The sequence below is a fragment of the Dolichospermum circinale AWQC131C genome (genome assembly GCF_000426905.1).
GTDB classification, from domain to species: domain Bacteria; phylum Cyanobacteriota; class Cyanobacteriia; order Cyanobacteriales; family Nostocaceae; genus Dolichospermum; species Dolichospermum circinale.
Window position 1 is genome coordinate 52,983 of sequence record NZ_KE384594.1, and the last position, 17,502, is coordinate 70,484.

Below are 17,502 nucleotides of genomic sequence, written 5' to 3' on the forward strand. Positions count from 1 at the left end.
GCATTTATCATTTATTTATACCACACTCTTGATTTCTCTCTGCGACTCTGCGCCTCTGCATGAGACAAAAAATGATTACTGATGATGATTGTAGTCTTGGTATGATTTTTGATGGTCAAAGATTAATTTTTGAAATAGTTTTACACTATCAAGAAATTTATCGTTATTTTCCTAAATAGATATTTTTGGGATAAATATAAAAAGTACCGTAATTTCAGAAAAAATCTTACGGCGTAAATCAACTCACAAACACATTTGATAACTTTATGCGTAATATTCCACTTCAGCCTTTAACCATGGGAATAGGTATGATTTTACTTTCCCTATTCTCATCCTTCAGTGTCCAAGCACAAAAGGGAGGAAATAAAATTGAACTCAAAGTTTATAGTCAAAACGTGCAAAAACAAAGTTGTCCAGATAAAGTTATTGTCACGGAAATTCCCCAAGCTTATCGAGAGGGAAGTTTTGCTACCGACGGTTCTGTGAATTTGAGTGGGTACGCAAATAATATTTCTATCAGCACAAGTAATAGCTTTAGTACGACATGGGTAGGAACATTAAAACCGAAATATGCTAAATGCTTTGCTTCGGCTGGAAATAGTCATTATCGGCTGCATTTTGTTAAGGGTAAAGTTTATTTTATGCTTGATTTATCAGGCGGTTTTGATCCTAATAATTATCCTTTAATGGTTATCAAGCAGGGAATGAAAATAGGTAATCCTGTGTGGACTTGGGGTGGAAGTGATTAAAGAGTAGTAAATCACTTTAAATAAAGTGATCTGGATTGAAAATAACACTTAGTCAAAACAGAAATAAAGTAGGGGTAATTCATGAATTACCTCTACTCAATAATCAAGTCTTTAGTCCTTTTAAATTGTCTTTAATTATTTATTTTCTTGCATACTTCTGACAATTTTTGTTACCATTTTTCTGGGTATAAAGCGAATAGATTTGGCCATTAGTCTATTAACAAAACCAGGAATAATAATTGTTTTTCCCTGCATTAAACCATCATAACCGATTTGGGCTACAGTTTCCGCATCCATCATTTTTTTGCGTTTTAGTAGTTTAGAATCTGCCATTCCTGTTCTTTCATGAAATGCAGATGCAGTTGAACCTGGACAAAGAACAGTTACAGTTATACCTGTACCTTCTAACTCATTAGCAATAGCTTCTGAAAAAGATAAAACATAAGCTTTTGTGGCAAAATAAACCGCCATTAACGGACCTGGTTGAAATGCAGCAGCAGAAGCAACATTAAGAATTTTACCATGACGTTGTTTAACCATTTCTCTAAGAAATAATTTGGTTAAATGGGTAAGACAAACCAAATTTACCTGCAACATTTCTAGTTCAGTATTGAGATTGGTTTCATAAAATAATCCATGATTACCAAAACCTGCATTATTGACTAAGATATCAACTTTAATACCAACTTGTTGTAATTCTGTAAAAATTTCTTCGGGAGATGTGGATATAGATAAATCTTTGGTAATGGGTTTAACAAAAATCCCAAACTCCTCTGCCAGTTCAACAGCTATTATTTGCAGTTTTTCTCCTAACCTATCTACTAATACAAGATTGTAATTTTCATGAGCAAAAATCCGGGCTAACTGATAGCCAATACCACTAGCTGAACCAGTAATTAAAACAGTTTCCCGACATTTTATGTTCATTTTTAAAAAAGTGAATTGGCATTAATAAAATAGGCACAGTTCAACTGTGCCAAGGGAATTAGACAAGACTTAAAAAGCCAGTTTGCACTAGGTAAGATGTGTAAGTCATCAACAATTGAGAATCAATAGGAGGACAAACAATAGAACTGCCTTTTAATGCTTCTAGAGTTTTTTCACAACTAATAATTGGTCTTCTAGCTTGTAAATACAAATCGGGAATAGTGATTTGTTCATCTGACCAACGTTCTAACAAAAATGGCCGCAAAGTATATAAAGGATTGTCTGGAGAGGTGACATTATTAATTAATTCTGCTTGCCATTCTTGGTATGGAATCATCTTTAATGAAAAACCAAAAGAACGCACCCAATCAACTAAAGATATTAAAGAAGCGGGTTGAGGATGTTGTAAATGGAAAGCTTTACCTACAGATGTTTCTTGTCGAGAAAGATAAACAACAGATTTGCTGACATAATCAACAGGAGACATATCTAACATATAATCTACATCGGGGAAAGAACCCATTTGCAGACAACCTTTAATCATTAAATTGATGAAATCATGGGTATTACAAATTCCGGTTTTGCTATCCCCAGAAATTAAAGGAGGTCTGTGAATAGTAATAGGTAATCCTCGACTACCAGCAATTTTTACTAACTTTTCTGCCACCCATTTAGTTTGGGAATAACCGAGAAAAATACCTTCCCAATCATCAAAATTATCTTCTTCTTTAACTATCTTACCAGCATAAGCACTAGACTCAAAAACAGCAACACTAGAAACATAATGAAATGGCTTAACTTTGGTTTGACAAGCTAAACGTAAAACTTCCTGTGTACCCAAAACATTCGCTGTTTTTAGTGCCGAGTAAGGATAAACATAATTCAGTAAAGCTGCACTATGATAAATAGTATCTATATTAGCAGCTAGATGTTGAAATTGTTCTGGGTCAATACCCAAATGTGGCTGTGATAAATCACCAATAATGGGGATAATGCGGTGACTATATTTATCTTGCCAAATTCCATATTGTTGCAAATTATTTTCTAGTTTGCTTTTCCCCTCTTCCAGATTACTAGCACGCACTAAACAATAAAGAATTGCTTCACTAACTTCTAGTAATTCCTTGATAAGGAAAGCACCTAAATAACCTGTTCCTCCGGTTAAAAAGATATTTTTGGGGTGAGAAACAAAAACCGTATTACCTACGGGTTGAATGCTGGGGTCTAGAACAGCTTCCGCAGCTAAATCTAGGAAAGGGGGAGCAAAATTAACAGCAGAATTTGTACCTGAAGCTGCATCTTTTCCTGGAGAATCATCACTTGATTCCTCTGATAAACGCTGAGAAAGGGCAGCAATGTTGGGATAATGCCAAAGGAGAACCGGAGAGGGTTTAAAACCTAGTAATTCTTCTAATTTACTAATAATAATCATGGCTTGAGCAGAATCTAAACCATAATTTTCTAAGTTTTCGTGAACATCAATTTCTGCGGTTGGAACTCCAATAACTTCCGCAAGATTGGAAACTAGAAATGTTTGAATACTTTCAGCAGTATAAGACTGTTTTAAATTCATTTTTACTTCTCCAATGTAGAGGAAATTGGTTGATATTGACTGTAATAAGGAGGCATTTGCAAACCCTGAATTTTTAAACTGTGGGTACGATATAAAAATCCAGTTCCCTTCATGATTTGGTTAGCAACATCAACAACATGACGTTGATTAGGTTCTGATAAATATGAACCACGCACCCAGTCATTAAAGCCACCCATAGCTGGTCCGCACCAAATTTGATAATCAACTTCTCGACCTTTTTCCCCAGTGCTAGACCAGCGGGAAGATAACCCTAAATACCATCTAAAAATTAAGGCCATTTTCAGTTTAGGATTATTAACAGCTTTACCCAATTTTTCAGGATTTTTTTGGGATAAATAAGCGGCTGTACCTTCCCAAACTTCGGCGATACTTTTACGAAAAATTTGTTTTTCTAACTTTTCTTTTTCGGCTTTGGGAATATGTTCAATAGAGTCATAATTGCGATATAACTCATAAAGTTTTTGCGCTCGCATGGGGAACATTGTCCCCCGTTTGAGAACTTGTAATTTCACTCCCATTTCAAACATATCGGCTGCGGGAGCCATGATCATATCTGCCATTTCTGCTTGTGCTAATAACTTTTTAGTATGTTCACAAGCACCAGATTCAACACAAGATTGATTAATTGAACCAGTCACTATATAAGCCGCACCCATGATAAAACCAGCTAATGCTGATTCTGGTGTGCCAATGCCTCCAGCGACTCCAATTCTAATAGGAACTGAGTAATTATATTGCCCTTGAATTTCATCTCTGAGCGCAATAATTGAAGGTAATAAACATACTAAAGGACGATTATCAGTGTGACCTCCAGAATCAGCTTCAACGGTAATATCATCAGCCATTGGTACTTGGCTGGCCAAATTTGCCTGTAGTTCGGTAATTAATCCTTGCTGAAGTAATTCTTTGATAATTCTCGCGGGTGCTGGTTGCAAAAATTTAGTTGCAACTTCTCGACGGGAAATTTTAGCAATGACCTTATTTCTAATATCAATTTGATTGGCTGCATTCAATCTTAATCCAGCAACTCGATAATAAACAATATTAGGAGTTAAGTCTAAAAATGCAGATGCTTCTACCGTTCTGACACCATATTTTAGATATAAATCTACAGCGCGACGCTCAATAGCTAGTTCATTGGGACTGTGAATTAAATTGAAAGCATAGGGTCCATTTGGTAAGGCTTGTTGAATAGAATTAATGGCAGATTCTAAACGTTCTGGAAGTAAGCCACCGGCACCAAAAGAGCTTAAAATCTTCTCTTTTCCTAATGCAATTACCATCTTTTCAGAAGCAATACCACCAGCCATTGCTCCTGTCATATAGGCATATTTTACACCATAAGCAGTAAGAAAACTGGAATCACCAAGTTGTTGTAAACGTAGAGGTGGCAGTGAGATTAAAAGTTCAGGTTGTCCAGATGAACCATTATCATTAGGTGCTAAATAACCATCATTAGTAACACCAATTCTCCCTGCTATTTTGATAATATGACAAGGTTGATCTAATGTTAATAGTTTATCTTTGATGGCATTTTTTTCAAAGCTAACACAATCTAATGAACCTTTCCAAATTTGGTTTTGATGATGATTCCAGCCGAAAAAACCAAGTCCATTATCATGTTGATTTCGTACCGTCTCGATTGTTTTCACGGTAGTTGTTCCTCAATTTATAAGCAAAGGATTTGAAATGAAGAATTTAGTTCACGCAGAGACGCAGAGGCACAGAGAAAGAGCATTAATCTTTTTACCTCTAGGTGTAATTTTCAGGCTATTTCTGAATACAGTTCAGTTAAGCATTTTTTTATTCCCTCTGTGTCCTCTGTGCCTCTGTGGTTTGTTAAAAAAAGAGCTTTACACTTAACACTAAGTGGATTATTTCTCTTCGTTGAGTAGGTTTTGAGCGCAAGCTAATTGTAATTGGATAATTTCGCTCATTTGCTGACTAAAATCTTGTCTAGCTGCTAAGAAACTTGTGTGCGTTTTAGTTAATTTGGCGGTGTTATTACTCAGGGCTTGATACTGAGAAATCTTTAAATCATTCATGCTAATTTTTTCAGTAGGTTCTTGGTTTATGTTTGGCTTTAAGATTTTTGTTGACTCAAAGAATTTTAGTTTCTTTGACAATTCTAAACCGTTCTCCATGATAGTTTTCATGGATTTTTTTTCTGGTTTGTGTTTAGGTTTAGGGTAAATCTCTGTGGGTGCTATTTTCTCCGCTGTCTGTAGGGAATTGATGATTTTATACTCTTGATGAGGAGAAATTTTTTGCTTTTGGTTATTAGCAAAAATTTGGCTATTTTCTGCATTCAAAATTGCAGAAGTCATGGAATTACCACCTAATGTAACTTTCCTCAGTGTTAATTTATTCTGTTTATTATTCTCTGAGGATAAGTCATATAAAGGAGCTAGATTTAATTTTACTTGATGACTTAATAGTTTAGCTAAGGCTTTAATTAGGGAACTATGATCATCTGTACCACGTCGGTTTAGGGATACGGTAATATGTTCTTGATTACCAAGATTTTTACTTATCCAACGTGAACAAATACCACCAGCACCAGCTTCAATAAAGATTTTTGCTCCGTCTGCATAAACACGATTAACGAGACGGGGAAAGTCTAATTCCTGACATAAACCTGTAGCAATATGATGAGCAATTGATTCACTTTCTAGGGAAATGGGTTGATATTTAGCAGCAGAATAAAATGTAACTCCAGGAATTTGTTGTGCTGGTAAGTTATTGAGTCTAACTAATTCTGGGTATTCTGACTGCATGGCTTGACAATGAATTACGTGATCAAATGGTGCAGGAAAGGCATTACAACCCAGTTTTTTAATCACTCGTTCACAAGCTGCTGGTTCACCGGCAATTAATACTTCTTCTGATGTATTAATCTGGGTTAAATAAACACGAGCTTCACTTTTTAAACATTCTCTTACCTGTGCAGGACTGGCTATCAGCACATAGTTACTCCACAAATTATTATGGGAATTATTAGAATTTTTTGGTAGTCCCCAATACTCACAAACAGCATTTTTAGAACCTGATAATCTATCACCAAATAAGTTGGAAGAATTAAAGGTATTACTTCCTTGATAGAAGTTACTCCAAACTCCTTGAGCAACCATCATACTGGTTTCTCCCAAACTATAACCAAAGATATATTTGGGTTTAATTTGAAAGTCGTCGCTAATAATTGTGGTCATAAGTCTGGTAAATAGCATTTCTGCTTCAAACATAGCCAGAGAATCAGCTAACAATTTTTTTTCTAATGTTTCTAATTCTCTGGTAGATAATTTACCTAAACTTCTGGGAAATACTAATTTTTCTACATCAGCGGCGCGTTTGTAAAGACTTTTGACAATTACATCATCAAAAGCTTTAGGAAATAGTCGGAATAATGTCCGACCAATACCTAAATAAGAGTTAACTGCTGCGGGGTAAATAAAGGCAATTTCACCAGTTTTACCTAATGGTTTGGGTGTGAAATAACTACCTATGGGAGTTTGCCAATCTTTGCCATTTTCAAAGGCGTTCGTTACACCTCTTTTGGCAGAATTAATTTCTTTAATTAATTCTTTTTGGTTACGTCCAGTAATTGATAATGTGTATTTTGTATCAGAATCCTGCTGAAATTTAAGAAAATTCTGAGTAGCTGTATTTTTGAGATCCTCTGTATTTTCAATTGTTGCCTGTAGATGATCTAATGCTGCTAATAAGCTAGATTGATCATTAGCAACGAGGGGGAAAAGATGAAAAGATTTTGACTCTAAATAACGATTTTGGGGTTCTGGTTGATTGGTTTCTTCTGAGATAATTACATGAGCAAAAGAACCATCACAACCAATACTATTAATAGCGGAAATTCTGCATTTGACTTCTTTTTGTAAAAACCAGGGTCGGGACTCGGTAGCAACATAGAAAGGACTACCTTCCCATACTTGCGGTGTTTTCACTCCAGACCAGTTGGGGGTTGCAGGTATATATTTATAATACAAACTCAGTGCAGTTTTAATTAAACTGGCAATTCCAGAGGCAACGAAGGTATGACCAATATTAGATTTAACGCTACCTATAGCGCAGTGTAAACCATCTCCAACGGAAGGATAAGCTTGGAGAATACCATTAATTTCGGCCTCGTCTTCGGCAGGAATACCACTAGCGCAGACTTCTAAATAGTTGACTTCTTGAGGTTGGATACCTGCTTGTTGAAACGCTTGTTTGCAGACTTGAGTAATGGTGGTATCATTTATAGCCATAGATGCAGATTGACCAATACTAACAGCATCAATAACTGCATAGATGCGTTCCTGATTTTGCAATGCGACATCATGACGTTTAAGAACTACCGCACCCGCACCTTCTCCCACATTCCAACCGTCGGCTTTTTCGTCAAAACTTAAAGTATTGACTCCTGTATTAACTTTGCCAAATTGACTTCGCAATAAGACGTTTTCTACCCCACCAGCTAAGTCAACAGCACCCACAATTACAGCATCTACTTCATTAGTATCTAGCAGCATTTGCGCTAATTCTAAAGCTTTAAAAGCAGCAGTTTCTACAGCACTAATTGTAAAAGATTGACCTGAAAAATTCCATAGAGAGGAAATGCGACTAGCCATAATATTGGTAACGTAACTGAGATATTCACTAAGTTCAACTTGATTGTGAATACTATTTTGAACAATACTTTCTAATTGCTGAATTTTTTCTGGTGATAAAGCGATTTCTGCGCCATTTAAACCATCTTTAATTTGCCAGGATGAATTCCATCTTTGCTGTAATTGGTGAACAGATAATTCTGTATCTGCTGCAATAATCACGGCTACATTACTATTAGGTGAAATATTCGCATCTTTGAGAGCGCGGTCAGCAACTCTTAATAATAACAGTTGTTGAGGGTTGATCTTTTCCACCTCATTGGGAGGAATTTTGTAAGCGAAAGTATCAACTTCAAAATTATCAATATAAGCTCCTTGTGGTACTTTTCCAACTTCTAAACCATACGCTTCTAGTAAAGTTTCTTGTTGATTAATACCATGCCATCTTGATTCTGGTAGGGGAATAAAATGCTGTTTTCCATCATAAATACTGCTCTCGAAGGCATCTAATTCTTGACATTCACCAAAAAAGGCATCCATACCAACAATTGCCATTTTTGCGGTCTTCTGTTGCTGAATATTCATCTGCTTACTTTCCTGCTTCTAGAATGATATGAGAGTTTGTACCACCAAAACCAAAGGCGCTTAAAGCTGCTTTTTTAGTTCCTTGACTTGGCCATTGAGTAGGAGTTCTGACAATGTTTTGTGAAGAGATAACATTATTTTCAGAACCTATAGGTTGGGTCACATTAATAGTAGGAGGAATCACACCATGGGACATACTTAAAATTGTCTTCGTTATGCCTACCATACCGGCAGCAACAAGTAAATGACCAACATTTGTTTTGGTTGAACCTACTAATGGAGTTGCTTTATATGGACTAAAAAAGCTTTCAATTGAGTTAAATTCGGTGGTATCTCCTAATAAAGTACCTGTGGCATGGCACTCTAAATAATCAATACTTTGTGGGTTAAGTTTAGCTTCAGAATAAGCCCTTTGATATGCTAGAGTTTGACCTTGAGAATTAGGACTAAGAAGATGTTTACCTTTACCATCATTAGATAACCCATTACCACAAATTGTGGCTAAGATATTGTCACCATCTCTAATAGCATCACTGTGTCTTTTAAGCATTACCATTCCTATGCCTTCGGAGGTAATTAACCCACGTGATGATTTATCTAGAGGACGACTAATGCCATTATCTGGATATCCTTGAATACCAGAAAATAACATTCTGACAAACAATGGATCTGCACAACTAATCGCACCAGCTAACATCAAATCAGCTTTGCCAGATTGCAGATAATGGGATGCTAATTTAATGGCATAAAATGATGATGAACAAGCAGCATCTATACAAAAATGAGTTGCAGATAAAGAAAATGCTTTAGAAACTATAGCAGCAGGTAAACCGGAAACCATAGCATTATATGGCGATTTTTTGATGCCATTATTTGTTCCTGGTAAATGAAAATCCTGATTCTGCAAAAGTTCACTAATTGCAGGTTCAATATTTTGCTGATAAATAGGAGCAAATAAATTATTAGAAGCTTTGGTTGGAAATCCCAAAGTTCCTAAAATTACACCACATTTTGAAAGTGCAGTTTGATTTTCTAAATAACCACTATCAATAATTGCCTGTTTAGCGGCATATAGTGACCATTTAAAACTATTGTCGAGACTTTCAACAAATGATGCTGGTAAATTGTACTCACTAGGATCAAATTCAAAATTGCGGATAAAACCGCCTTTAAGGAAGTAGAATTTTTCGGGTGTTCCTTTGTTATTGTCGTAAAATATAGCAGGATCTATTCCCAAATCCGCTACAGTTATAGATGATGTAGAATCTTTTTCTTGTGTAAGATTCTGCCAAAATTCTTGGGGATTATTAGCATCGGGAAATAGGCAAGATAACCCGATGATAGCTATTTTTTCCACTGTTGAAATCCTCGTTGGGGCATAAGACGTGACTGAAAAGGATTTACGCTATTCCCCCAATTGGCAAGGATTAAAAACTTGCGCTGTGATTAGAAAATTCTAGTTTCGGAATGTTGGGTTTCACTTGGTTCTACCCAACCTACGGACTAGTTATGAATTATTTACGTTTGAGTAATTCCTGTGGACAAATTACTGCCTTTGCTCCTAATATCTGTGAGTATATTTGTCCTTCTCGACCGTGAATAATGAAATCACAGGTTGCACCACTATTTGTTTTGGCTTTAATTTCACAGGAGACATAATAGGGTGCGTCGCAAGGAATTGATGCAAATTGTTGGGAGTCTGTTAGTTGTCCAGGTAAACATATTTCTTGATGAAAATGATTTAACCATAACCATAAAGGTTGTGTACTTAAGTCTGTTGCATAAGGGTTATACCATCTAATGGGAAATTGTCCTTGTTTTTGACGGGAAATTGATTCCCAATAACATTCTGTGGTGATTTTTTCGCTGGTGATGTTGATGACTCTGTTGATTTTTTGGAAACATGGACCGTGAAATAATGCGGTATCACTTGTTTGATAAAAGTCTGTTCCGGTGGTAGTAATAATATTGTCTTCTATGAGATCCACTCTTGGATAAATTGGCTGTTCTGGTGTTTTTCCTACTATTTTAATAATTGCACGGAAGTGAAATAGGGGTTTACCCAGGGGATTTTTACTAGTAATGGTGGTTTCAAATTCGATAAATTCACCATCTTTTTTATCCAGTTCTTTCAATTCTAACAAAAATTCATCTGCTAAATTAGCGTTAAAGGTAATTCCTTTTAATACTTTGAATTCTTTACAACTTAAATAGCGATAACCTGGATAAACTTCTTCACAAGCATTGATCATCCAAGCCATAGCACAAGTAGCTGGTAAAACTGGTGTTCCTGCAATCACATGATCATACAAAAACGGGTTTTCTGCTAATGTCATTTTTCGCCGAATGCGATGGATTCGCAATTGGGAATCTAAAGATGAAGGAGGTAGAAACATTGGACTACCAATGACAACTTGTGTATGATCTTGATAGGCTGGATGTAGTTCATTAACTAACATTTGTGTACCAATTTCTACAGGAATAATATCAATTCCTCTTTCTGCAAATGCTTTTTTTAATTGTGGTGTCACCATCCCACTATCCCAACCTCCCCAATTAATTGCGACTACATGAAAATTAGGGTGATGTTGTTTGATTAAATGCGCCGATTTATTCAGAATTTCATTGGCTATAGCATAATCAGTTTGACCAATATTTCCATAAAAACCACTCACGGAAGAAAACAATACTAAATGTTCTAATTGTTGGGAATTAATACAACTGAGCAGATTTTCTAAACCCTGAACTTTAGCTGTATAAACTTTCTCAAAATCATCTTCTGTCTTTTTTTCAATTAATTTATCTGCTAAGTTACCGGCACCGTGAATAATTCCGGTAATTTGACCTACTTTCTGAGAAATTTCTTGCAATTTTACTTTCAAATTTACAGTGTCAGTCACATCAACACTAATATATTCAGCCGTTCCTCCTGTAGCTGCAATAGCCGCTAATGTCTTCTTAATTTCTCGACTAGAATTAATTTGATTAAATATCTTTTGTACCATCATGGGAGTTGGTTTTTCACCCTGAGAAATCAAATTTTCCATAATGCGCTTTTTCAAGGCAGAATCTTCCAAACAATCCTGCACATATTCTGGTTCTGTAGTAATTTTTGAACGACCTAAAAGAATAAATTTACAACGTTTTTGTTGAGCTAATTTAACAGTACATTGAGCAGTGATTCCCTTTGCTCCACCACTAACAACAAAAACAGAAGATGGAGTAATTTGAACAGTTGCAGTCATAAATCCTCACCTAAAAAATCAAATCAAAATATCAAACTCTTACTTTCTGCGACTCTGCGTTAAAAAAATCATCTCATGGTGGGCAATGCCCACCCTACAAATTATTCAGCCTTAGCAATTAGCGTTACTCGTCCTTGATCACCATAACCAACTTCGCCAATATAGCGATTAGAATCGTGTAATTCAGCGACAATATATTGAGCAGATTCCTGATGATCTAAAGTGGGATTTAGGTCAATTGCTCTAAAAAATACCTGTGGCCATTCCCACCGCAAACTCTTTGTTAAACCAAATAAACCGGCAGCAATTGCACTGAAATTAGTTTCATGTCCTAACCCAAATTCACCATCAAGATGGGCAACTGTACAAAAACTGGTTCTTCCTGGTAAAGATGCGGCATTATTCAAAGTTGCTTTCAGATGTTTTGCCATTAAAAACACTTGTTTAAGAATCGCCTTTTCTGCTTCGGGGTAGGAAATATGACCAGGTTTTTCAGGTTGAAATTGAGGATGTAGGTGAATAAATGCCCCAATTGGTCCATGTTTAGTAATCACACTTTGCAATAATAATTGCAGATGTTGTTCACTCATGTTTGCCAATGTAATGCGGGTAACACTGGCTGGTAATGGTAATTGTGTAGGAATTAAGGATTGGGGGAAACTCAAAACTACAATTTTCCAACCTTGTGCTACCAGTGCATCAACTAATTTTGTAGTAGTTAAAGAACCATCGTCCGTAATTAAACCAATGTGTCCTGCTGGTAGTTGTGCTTCCCAAAAATCCGGTCTGGGTAAGGTTTCGAGTTGGGCTGGACGACGGGGAAGATGAGGATCTACCATAGGTGGTGGGGTTAAATCCACTGTGATATTCGACTCTACCCCCGCGCTTTCGTCCTTGATCAAAGGGGAATTAAGAGTTACCGAGTTAACATCAGTGTACGGCTTTTTTTTTTCACCTCCCACCAGTGTTTGGAGGTAGTTAACGATTTGCCCAATTGTCCGTAAATCTCCCAGTTCTTCTATATTAGGTTTGGGTAAATTCGGATATGCTTCCTGCATTGCCCCTAGTATTTCTACTCGTTTAATGGAATCTATACCTAAATCGGCTTCCATGTCCATATCCAGTTCCAACATTTCCACCGGATAACCCGTTTTTTCGCTGGTAATGTTTAACAAAGTTTGGGCTAAATCAGCATATTCGTTACTGTTTTCGTCAGGTTGGAAACTGGGAATTGAAAATTGGGGACTAATAATTGTTTCTGGTGCTAATTCCTCTATTATCTCTGTGGGAATTTGAGGAATAATAATTGATTCTGCTGGGATTTCTGTTGTTAATGGATTCTGTTTTTGCAAATATTCGACAACTTGACCAATGGTGCGTTTTTCGGCTAGTTCTTCAAGGTTTGGTTTGGGCAAATTAGGATATAATTCTTGCAATCCTCCTAAAATTTCTACTTTTTTAATAGAGTCAATTCCTAAGTCTGCTTCCATATCCATATCGAGTTCTAACATTTCGATAGGATAACCTGTTTTTTCGCTGGTAATAGTTAATAAATTGTTAGCTAAATCATCTAGATTAATGTTATTAACTACTGGTACAGTTTCAGGAATTAATGCAATTGGTTCAGGTTCAGATTCAATTATCTCGTTAATTACAGGTTCGATAACTTTATTGACAGTTGAAATAGGTATTTCTAATTCAACCTTTGGCTCAACTTTTGACTCAATTACTGGTACTGGTTGGGGGGGAATAATAGTAACATTAGCAGCGACAGGTGCTTCTTCAGGGGTAGATAGGGGAATAAAAGCCGCCGTTTCTTGAGTTTGAGAAATCAGTTGAGAATATTCTTCTTGAATGAGTTGGAAAAAGTGTTTGGTATATTCTATTTGTTCCCGCAAATACTGTTCATGAATGCGGAGGGTTTCACCTTGTTGAGAATGAAACTGCATCATACTGCGTTCTAAGCTTTCCATGATTACCTGCTTAATTTGAGCAGCTTCAGCAGAAGATTTTACATTGGCAAATAATTTATTTTGCTGCTGCATTAATTGAAAGAATGTTTTGGTGTATTCTATTTGATGGTTAAGATATGTGCTGTGAACTTCTAAATTCTCGCTTTGGTTATATTGAAACTGGCTGAGAAGTTGTTCCAAACTGGTGAGAATTTGTTGGCAATTTACAAGTTGATCTGGTGTTTGCATTTTATCTCTAGATTGCTGTGCGAACAATTCTGCAATGGATCTTTTCTCTGGTTCTTTAATGAGAGTTGCAGTATTCATCTGTGGTTGTAACTGAGTTGCCATGACAGGTTGTTTTTTATGTCCATTACCGTTGCCGTTATGTCCATTCGTTGAAGGAATTTTGATAATTTCTGAATTATCAATTTCTAGACTTTTCAATTCTGGAATTTCTGGACTTTTAAACTCCTGAACTCCTGAAATTTTATCTCCATTCTGCAAGCTTTCAATAAAGGCATTTTTGGTTTTATCGGAAATGTAGTTAATGCCAGTTAATTTGACATTAAGAGTCTTTTTAGCCGCAATAGGAGGTAATACGGGAGGAAGTTGATAAGGGTCAAGATTGCCGAGATTCATGCCGATAACGCGCAACTGAACTACGGCTTCTCGCAAGGAGCGATCGCTATTTTTTTGTGGACTAGGATTAAGAGATATAGTAATATGAGGACGATCTCCTAATATCTCTTTCACCAAATTACTTAAAACCCGTTTTGGTCCAAATTCTACAAAGCAATAACCACCGGCACCATAGATATTTTCAATCTCTTGTTTAAACAGCACTGAACTAGCCAAATGGCTTTCCAAATTCTTTTGAATTGCTGTGGCATCTTGGGGATAATGTTTACCAGTGACATTACTAAAAACGGGAATTTGCGGATTTTTAAAAGTTACTGATTTAGTAGCAATAGCAAAGGATTTTTGTGCGAATGCTATTAATGGAGTATGAAAAGCCGCAGACACAGGTAATAAAACCGCACCATATCCCAATTTTTGGCAAGCATGATGAATTTTATCAATTTCTAACTTTGGACCTGCTAAAACAATTTGGGTGGGAGAATTGAAATTAGCAATACTCACTTTAGGAAATTGCTTCAGTAGCGGTTCAATTTTGCTGATATCTTCCTTCACCGCTAACATACTACCAGGGTCATGATCTGGGTCCTTTGGTGCGGCCATGGCTTGTCCTCTAGACTTCACCAAGAACAAATAATCAGCCTCACTCAATACTCCAGCAGCCCACAAAGCCGTTAATTCACCAAAACTATGGCCTGCGGTGAAATCTGCTTTAAAGCCAGCTTGCTGCAAAATTCCATACAACCCGGCACTAAATACACCAATGGCAGGTTGGGCATATTCGGTTCTTTGTAAAGCTGCAATTTGCGCTTTTTTCTCAGTTTCATCAAAGGTAGAATGAGGAAAAACAACTTCAGAAATCGGTTGCAAATTACTTTGTTTTAACAAATTATCCATCTTGCCATATAACTGCCGCAAGCTGGGGAAATTCATTACCGCTTCTCTTCCCATTTCTAAATATTGAGAACCTTGTCCAGAGAATAAAGCGACAACTTTTCCAGCCAATTCCATACCAGAGGAACGGTAATAAATACCTTGAGGATGTTCCCAAGATGTTGCGTCAGGCTTATTTTTTAGTAACTCAATACTAATTTGCAGCAACTTACAAGCTTCTTGTAAATTCTCGGCTATAAACCCAATTCTTACCGCTGTTTTGGGAATAGTTAGCGATTGACACTCTTGCAATAATTGAGAATAATATCTTTCTCCATCATTAGCTTGCAAATTATTAAAAGTTGCCTCTAACTTACTAATTAATTCAGCTTGACTAGCACCAAATAATAGCATTTCACTAGAGGTATGATGTAAACGATAGGCATTTCGTTGTTCTGGTTCATACTCCTCTAAAACAACATGATAATTTGTGCCACCAAAACCGAAAGAACTCACCCCTGCACGTCTGGGAGTTTCACCTTCTGCCTTGATCCAGGGTCTAGTTTGAGTATTTAGATAAAAGGAGGAATTTTCAATATCTAATTTCGGATTTGGTTCATTAATATTGATGGTCGCTGGTAATATTTTGTGATGCAATGCTAGGGCAGTTTTAATTAAACTAGCTGCACCTGCGGCGGCTTTTGTATGTCCAATTTGCGATTTTACACTTCCTAAAGCAATGTGTTGTTTTTGGGTATCATGCTTCCCAAAATAATCTTTTAAAGAACCAAATTCCGTAGGATCTCCAGCCATTGTTCCCGTACCATGGGCTTCCATTAAACCCACCGTTGCTGGAGAAAAACCAGCATCATCATAAGCCCGTTCTAAAGCCTTAACTTGTCCTTCTTTTCTAGGGGCATAAATACTCTTGTAGCGACCATCGCTAGAAGTACCAATTCCCTTAATTACCGCATAGATTTTATCGCCATCTTTTTGGGCATCTTCTAAGCGTTTTAAGAGAATCATGCCAATACCTTCACCTAACATCATTCCGTCAGATTTAGCATCAAATGGTTTAACATTATCGCTAGGACTAACAGCCGGAGTTTTGCTAAAAGAAATGTAGGCCATGATGGTATTATCGGTGTCTACTCCACCAGTTAACATCATATCGCTACGATGTTCAACTAATTCACTAATGGCCATTTTTAATGCCCCGAAAGAACTAGCACAAGCAGCATCAACTACACAATTTGTACCGCCAAAATTAAATCGGTTAGCAATTCTTCCAGCCACAACATTTGCTAACATTCCAGGGAAAGCGTTTTCATCCCATTTGACATAAGCAGATTTGATTTTATCAACGATTTTCTTAGTATCTTCGTCAGATAAACCACTGCTTTTGAGAACTTTTTCCCAAATTGGATATTCTAATCTAGCAGCTAAGGGCATTGCTAATTGTTTGCCCATTGCTACACCTAAAATAACTCCAATATTCTCGCGGTTAAATTCACGAGAATCACCATAACCTGCATCTTCCATTGCTTCTTTTGCAACTACTAAACTTAATAGTTGAGAAACATCTGTAACTTCTAAAATGCTGGGGGGAATGCCAAATTCCATGGGGTTAAAATCAACTTCGGGAATGAAACCACCACGTTTACAATAGGTTTTATCTTCTGGTGTTCTTGGATTAGGATCATAGTAATCTTCCACACTCCAATGACTTGAAGGAACATCAGTGATACAGTCAGCTTTATTAACAATATTTTGCCAGTAATCTCTTAAATTTCTCGCTTGAGGCATTAAAGAAGCCATACCAATAATAGCTATTGGATTTGCTTGTAGTTTTCTGTTAATGTCTTTATTTGACATGGAATTTTCTGATAATGTGCCGTTATTCATGTTCATTCCTTTTTCCTTTATAAATCTAAGTAAAGCCTGTTCACAACTATTAATTTGGGCTTCTAATTCCGTCAAGGAAGTATTTATTGTGTCTATCTTTTTTGGTGGGTAAGACATCATGGCATAGACTAATCTTGAGTACCGTAAATTGTGCAGCACAATACGCTATTAACAGGTATTTATTCTATCTATATTAGTGCATTTATCCCAGGTAAGTTTAAAGGCTTAACTTGAGATTCATACTACAGAATATATACGCCATTTTTTTGCGACTGTTGAATTTTTGAACCAGTTTTAGAACCTTTTGTTCATGAATAAATACTAGACAATACTGGATTTTTGATATTGAGAAAGTGAAGATAGAAAATCCCCGACTTCTTTATTTAATCCTGTGAATAAATTATGATTTCTTACCAGAAGTATGAGACC

General features: G+C 36.4%; 8 protein-coding genes. 1 reads left to right on the forward strand and 7 read right to left on the reverse strand.

Annotated elements, in window-relative coordinates:
- The first annotated feature begins 266 nt into the window (after positions 1-266).
- Entirely contained in the window at positions 267-749 is a 483-nt protein-coding gene (locus ACIR131C_RS0104360; RefSeq protein ID WP_028089210.1) for a hypothetical protein, read from the forward strand.
- Between the two features lie 135 nt (positions 750-884).
- Here ACIR131C_RS0104360 and ACIR131C_RS0104365 read toward each other — a convergent pair whose 3' ends face one another.
- The 7 genes from ACIR131C_RS0104365 to ACIR131C_RS0104395 all read right to left on the reverse strand — a co-directional run bounded on the left by ACIR131C_RS0104365 (position 885) and on the right by ACIR131C_RS0104395 (position 17,190).
- Positions 885-1,676: an SDR family NAD(P)-dependent oxidoreductase gene (locus ACIR131C_RS0104365; protein ID WP_028089211.1), complete on the reverse strand. Its 792-nt coding sequence runs from the start codon at positions 1,674-1,676 to the stop codon at positions 885-887.
- Between the two features lie 58 nt (positions 1,677-1,734).
- Positions 1,735-3,249 (reverse strand): thioester reductase domain-containing protein, encoded by a 1,515-nt coding sequence (locus ACIR131C_RS0104370; RefSeq protein WP_028089212.1) that lies wholly within the window; start codon positions 3,247-3,249, stop codon positions 1,735-1,737.
- Positions 3,250-3,251: 2 nt separating this feature from the next.
- Positions 3,252-4,922, reverse strand: a complete 1,671-nt coding sequence (locus ACIR131C_RS0104375) for a PfaD family polyunsaturated fatty acid/polyketide biosynthesis protein (RefSeq protein WP_028089213.1) — start codon at positions 4,920-4,922, stop codon at positions 3,252-3,254.
- A 222-nt stretch (positions 4,923-5,144) separates the two neighbouring features.
- Positions 5,145-8,459, reverse strand: coding sequence for a PfaB family protein (locus ACIR131C_RS0104380; RefSeq protein ID WP_028089214.1), 3,315 nt, complete (start codon positions 8,457-8,459; stop codon positions 5,145-5,147).
- Positions 8,460-8,463: 4 nt separating this feature from the next.
- Positions 8,464-9,816 carry a beta-ketoacyl [acyl carrier protein] synthase domain-containing protein gene (locus ACIR131C_RS0104385; protein WP_028089215.1) on the reverse strand — a complete coding sequence of 451 codons (1,353 nt, stop codon included), beginning with the start codon at positions 9,814-9,816 and terminating at the stop codon, positions 8,464-8,466.
- Positions 9,817-9,973: 157 nt separating this feature from the next.
- Complete coding sequence (locus ACIR131C_RS0104390) at positions 9,974-11,704, reverse strand: SDR family NAD(P)-dependent oxidoreductase (RefSeq protein ID WP_028089216.1); 1,731 nt, start codon at positions 11,702-11,704, stop codon at positions 9,974-9,976.
- Between the two features lie 101 nt (positions 11,705-11,805).
- Positions 11,806-17,190, reverse strand: a complete 5,385-nt coding sequence (locus ACIR131C_RS0104395; RefSeq protein ID WP_155963012.1) for a type I polyketide synthase — start codon at positions 17,188-17,190, stop codon at positions 11,806-11,808.
- Positions 17,191-17,502: the final 312 nt, after the last annotated feature.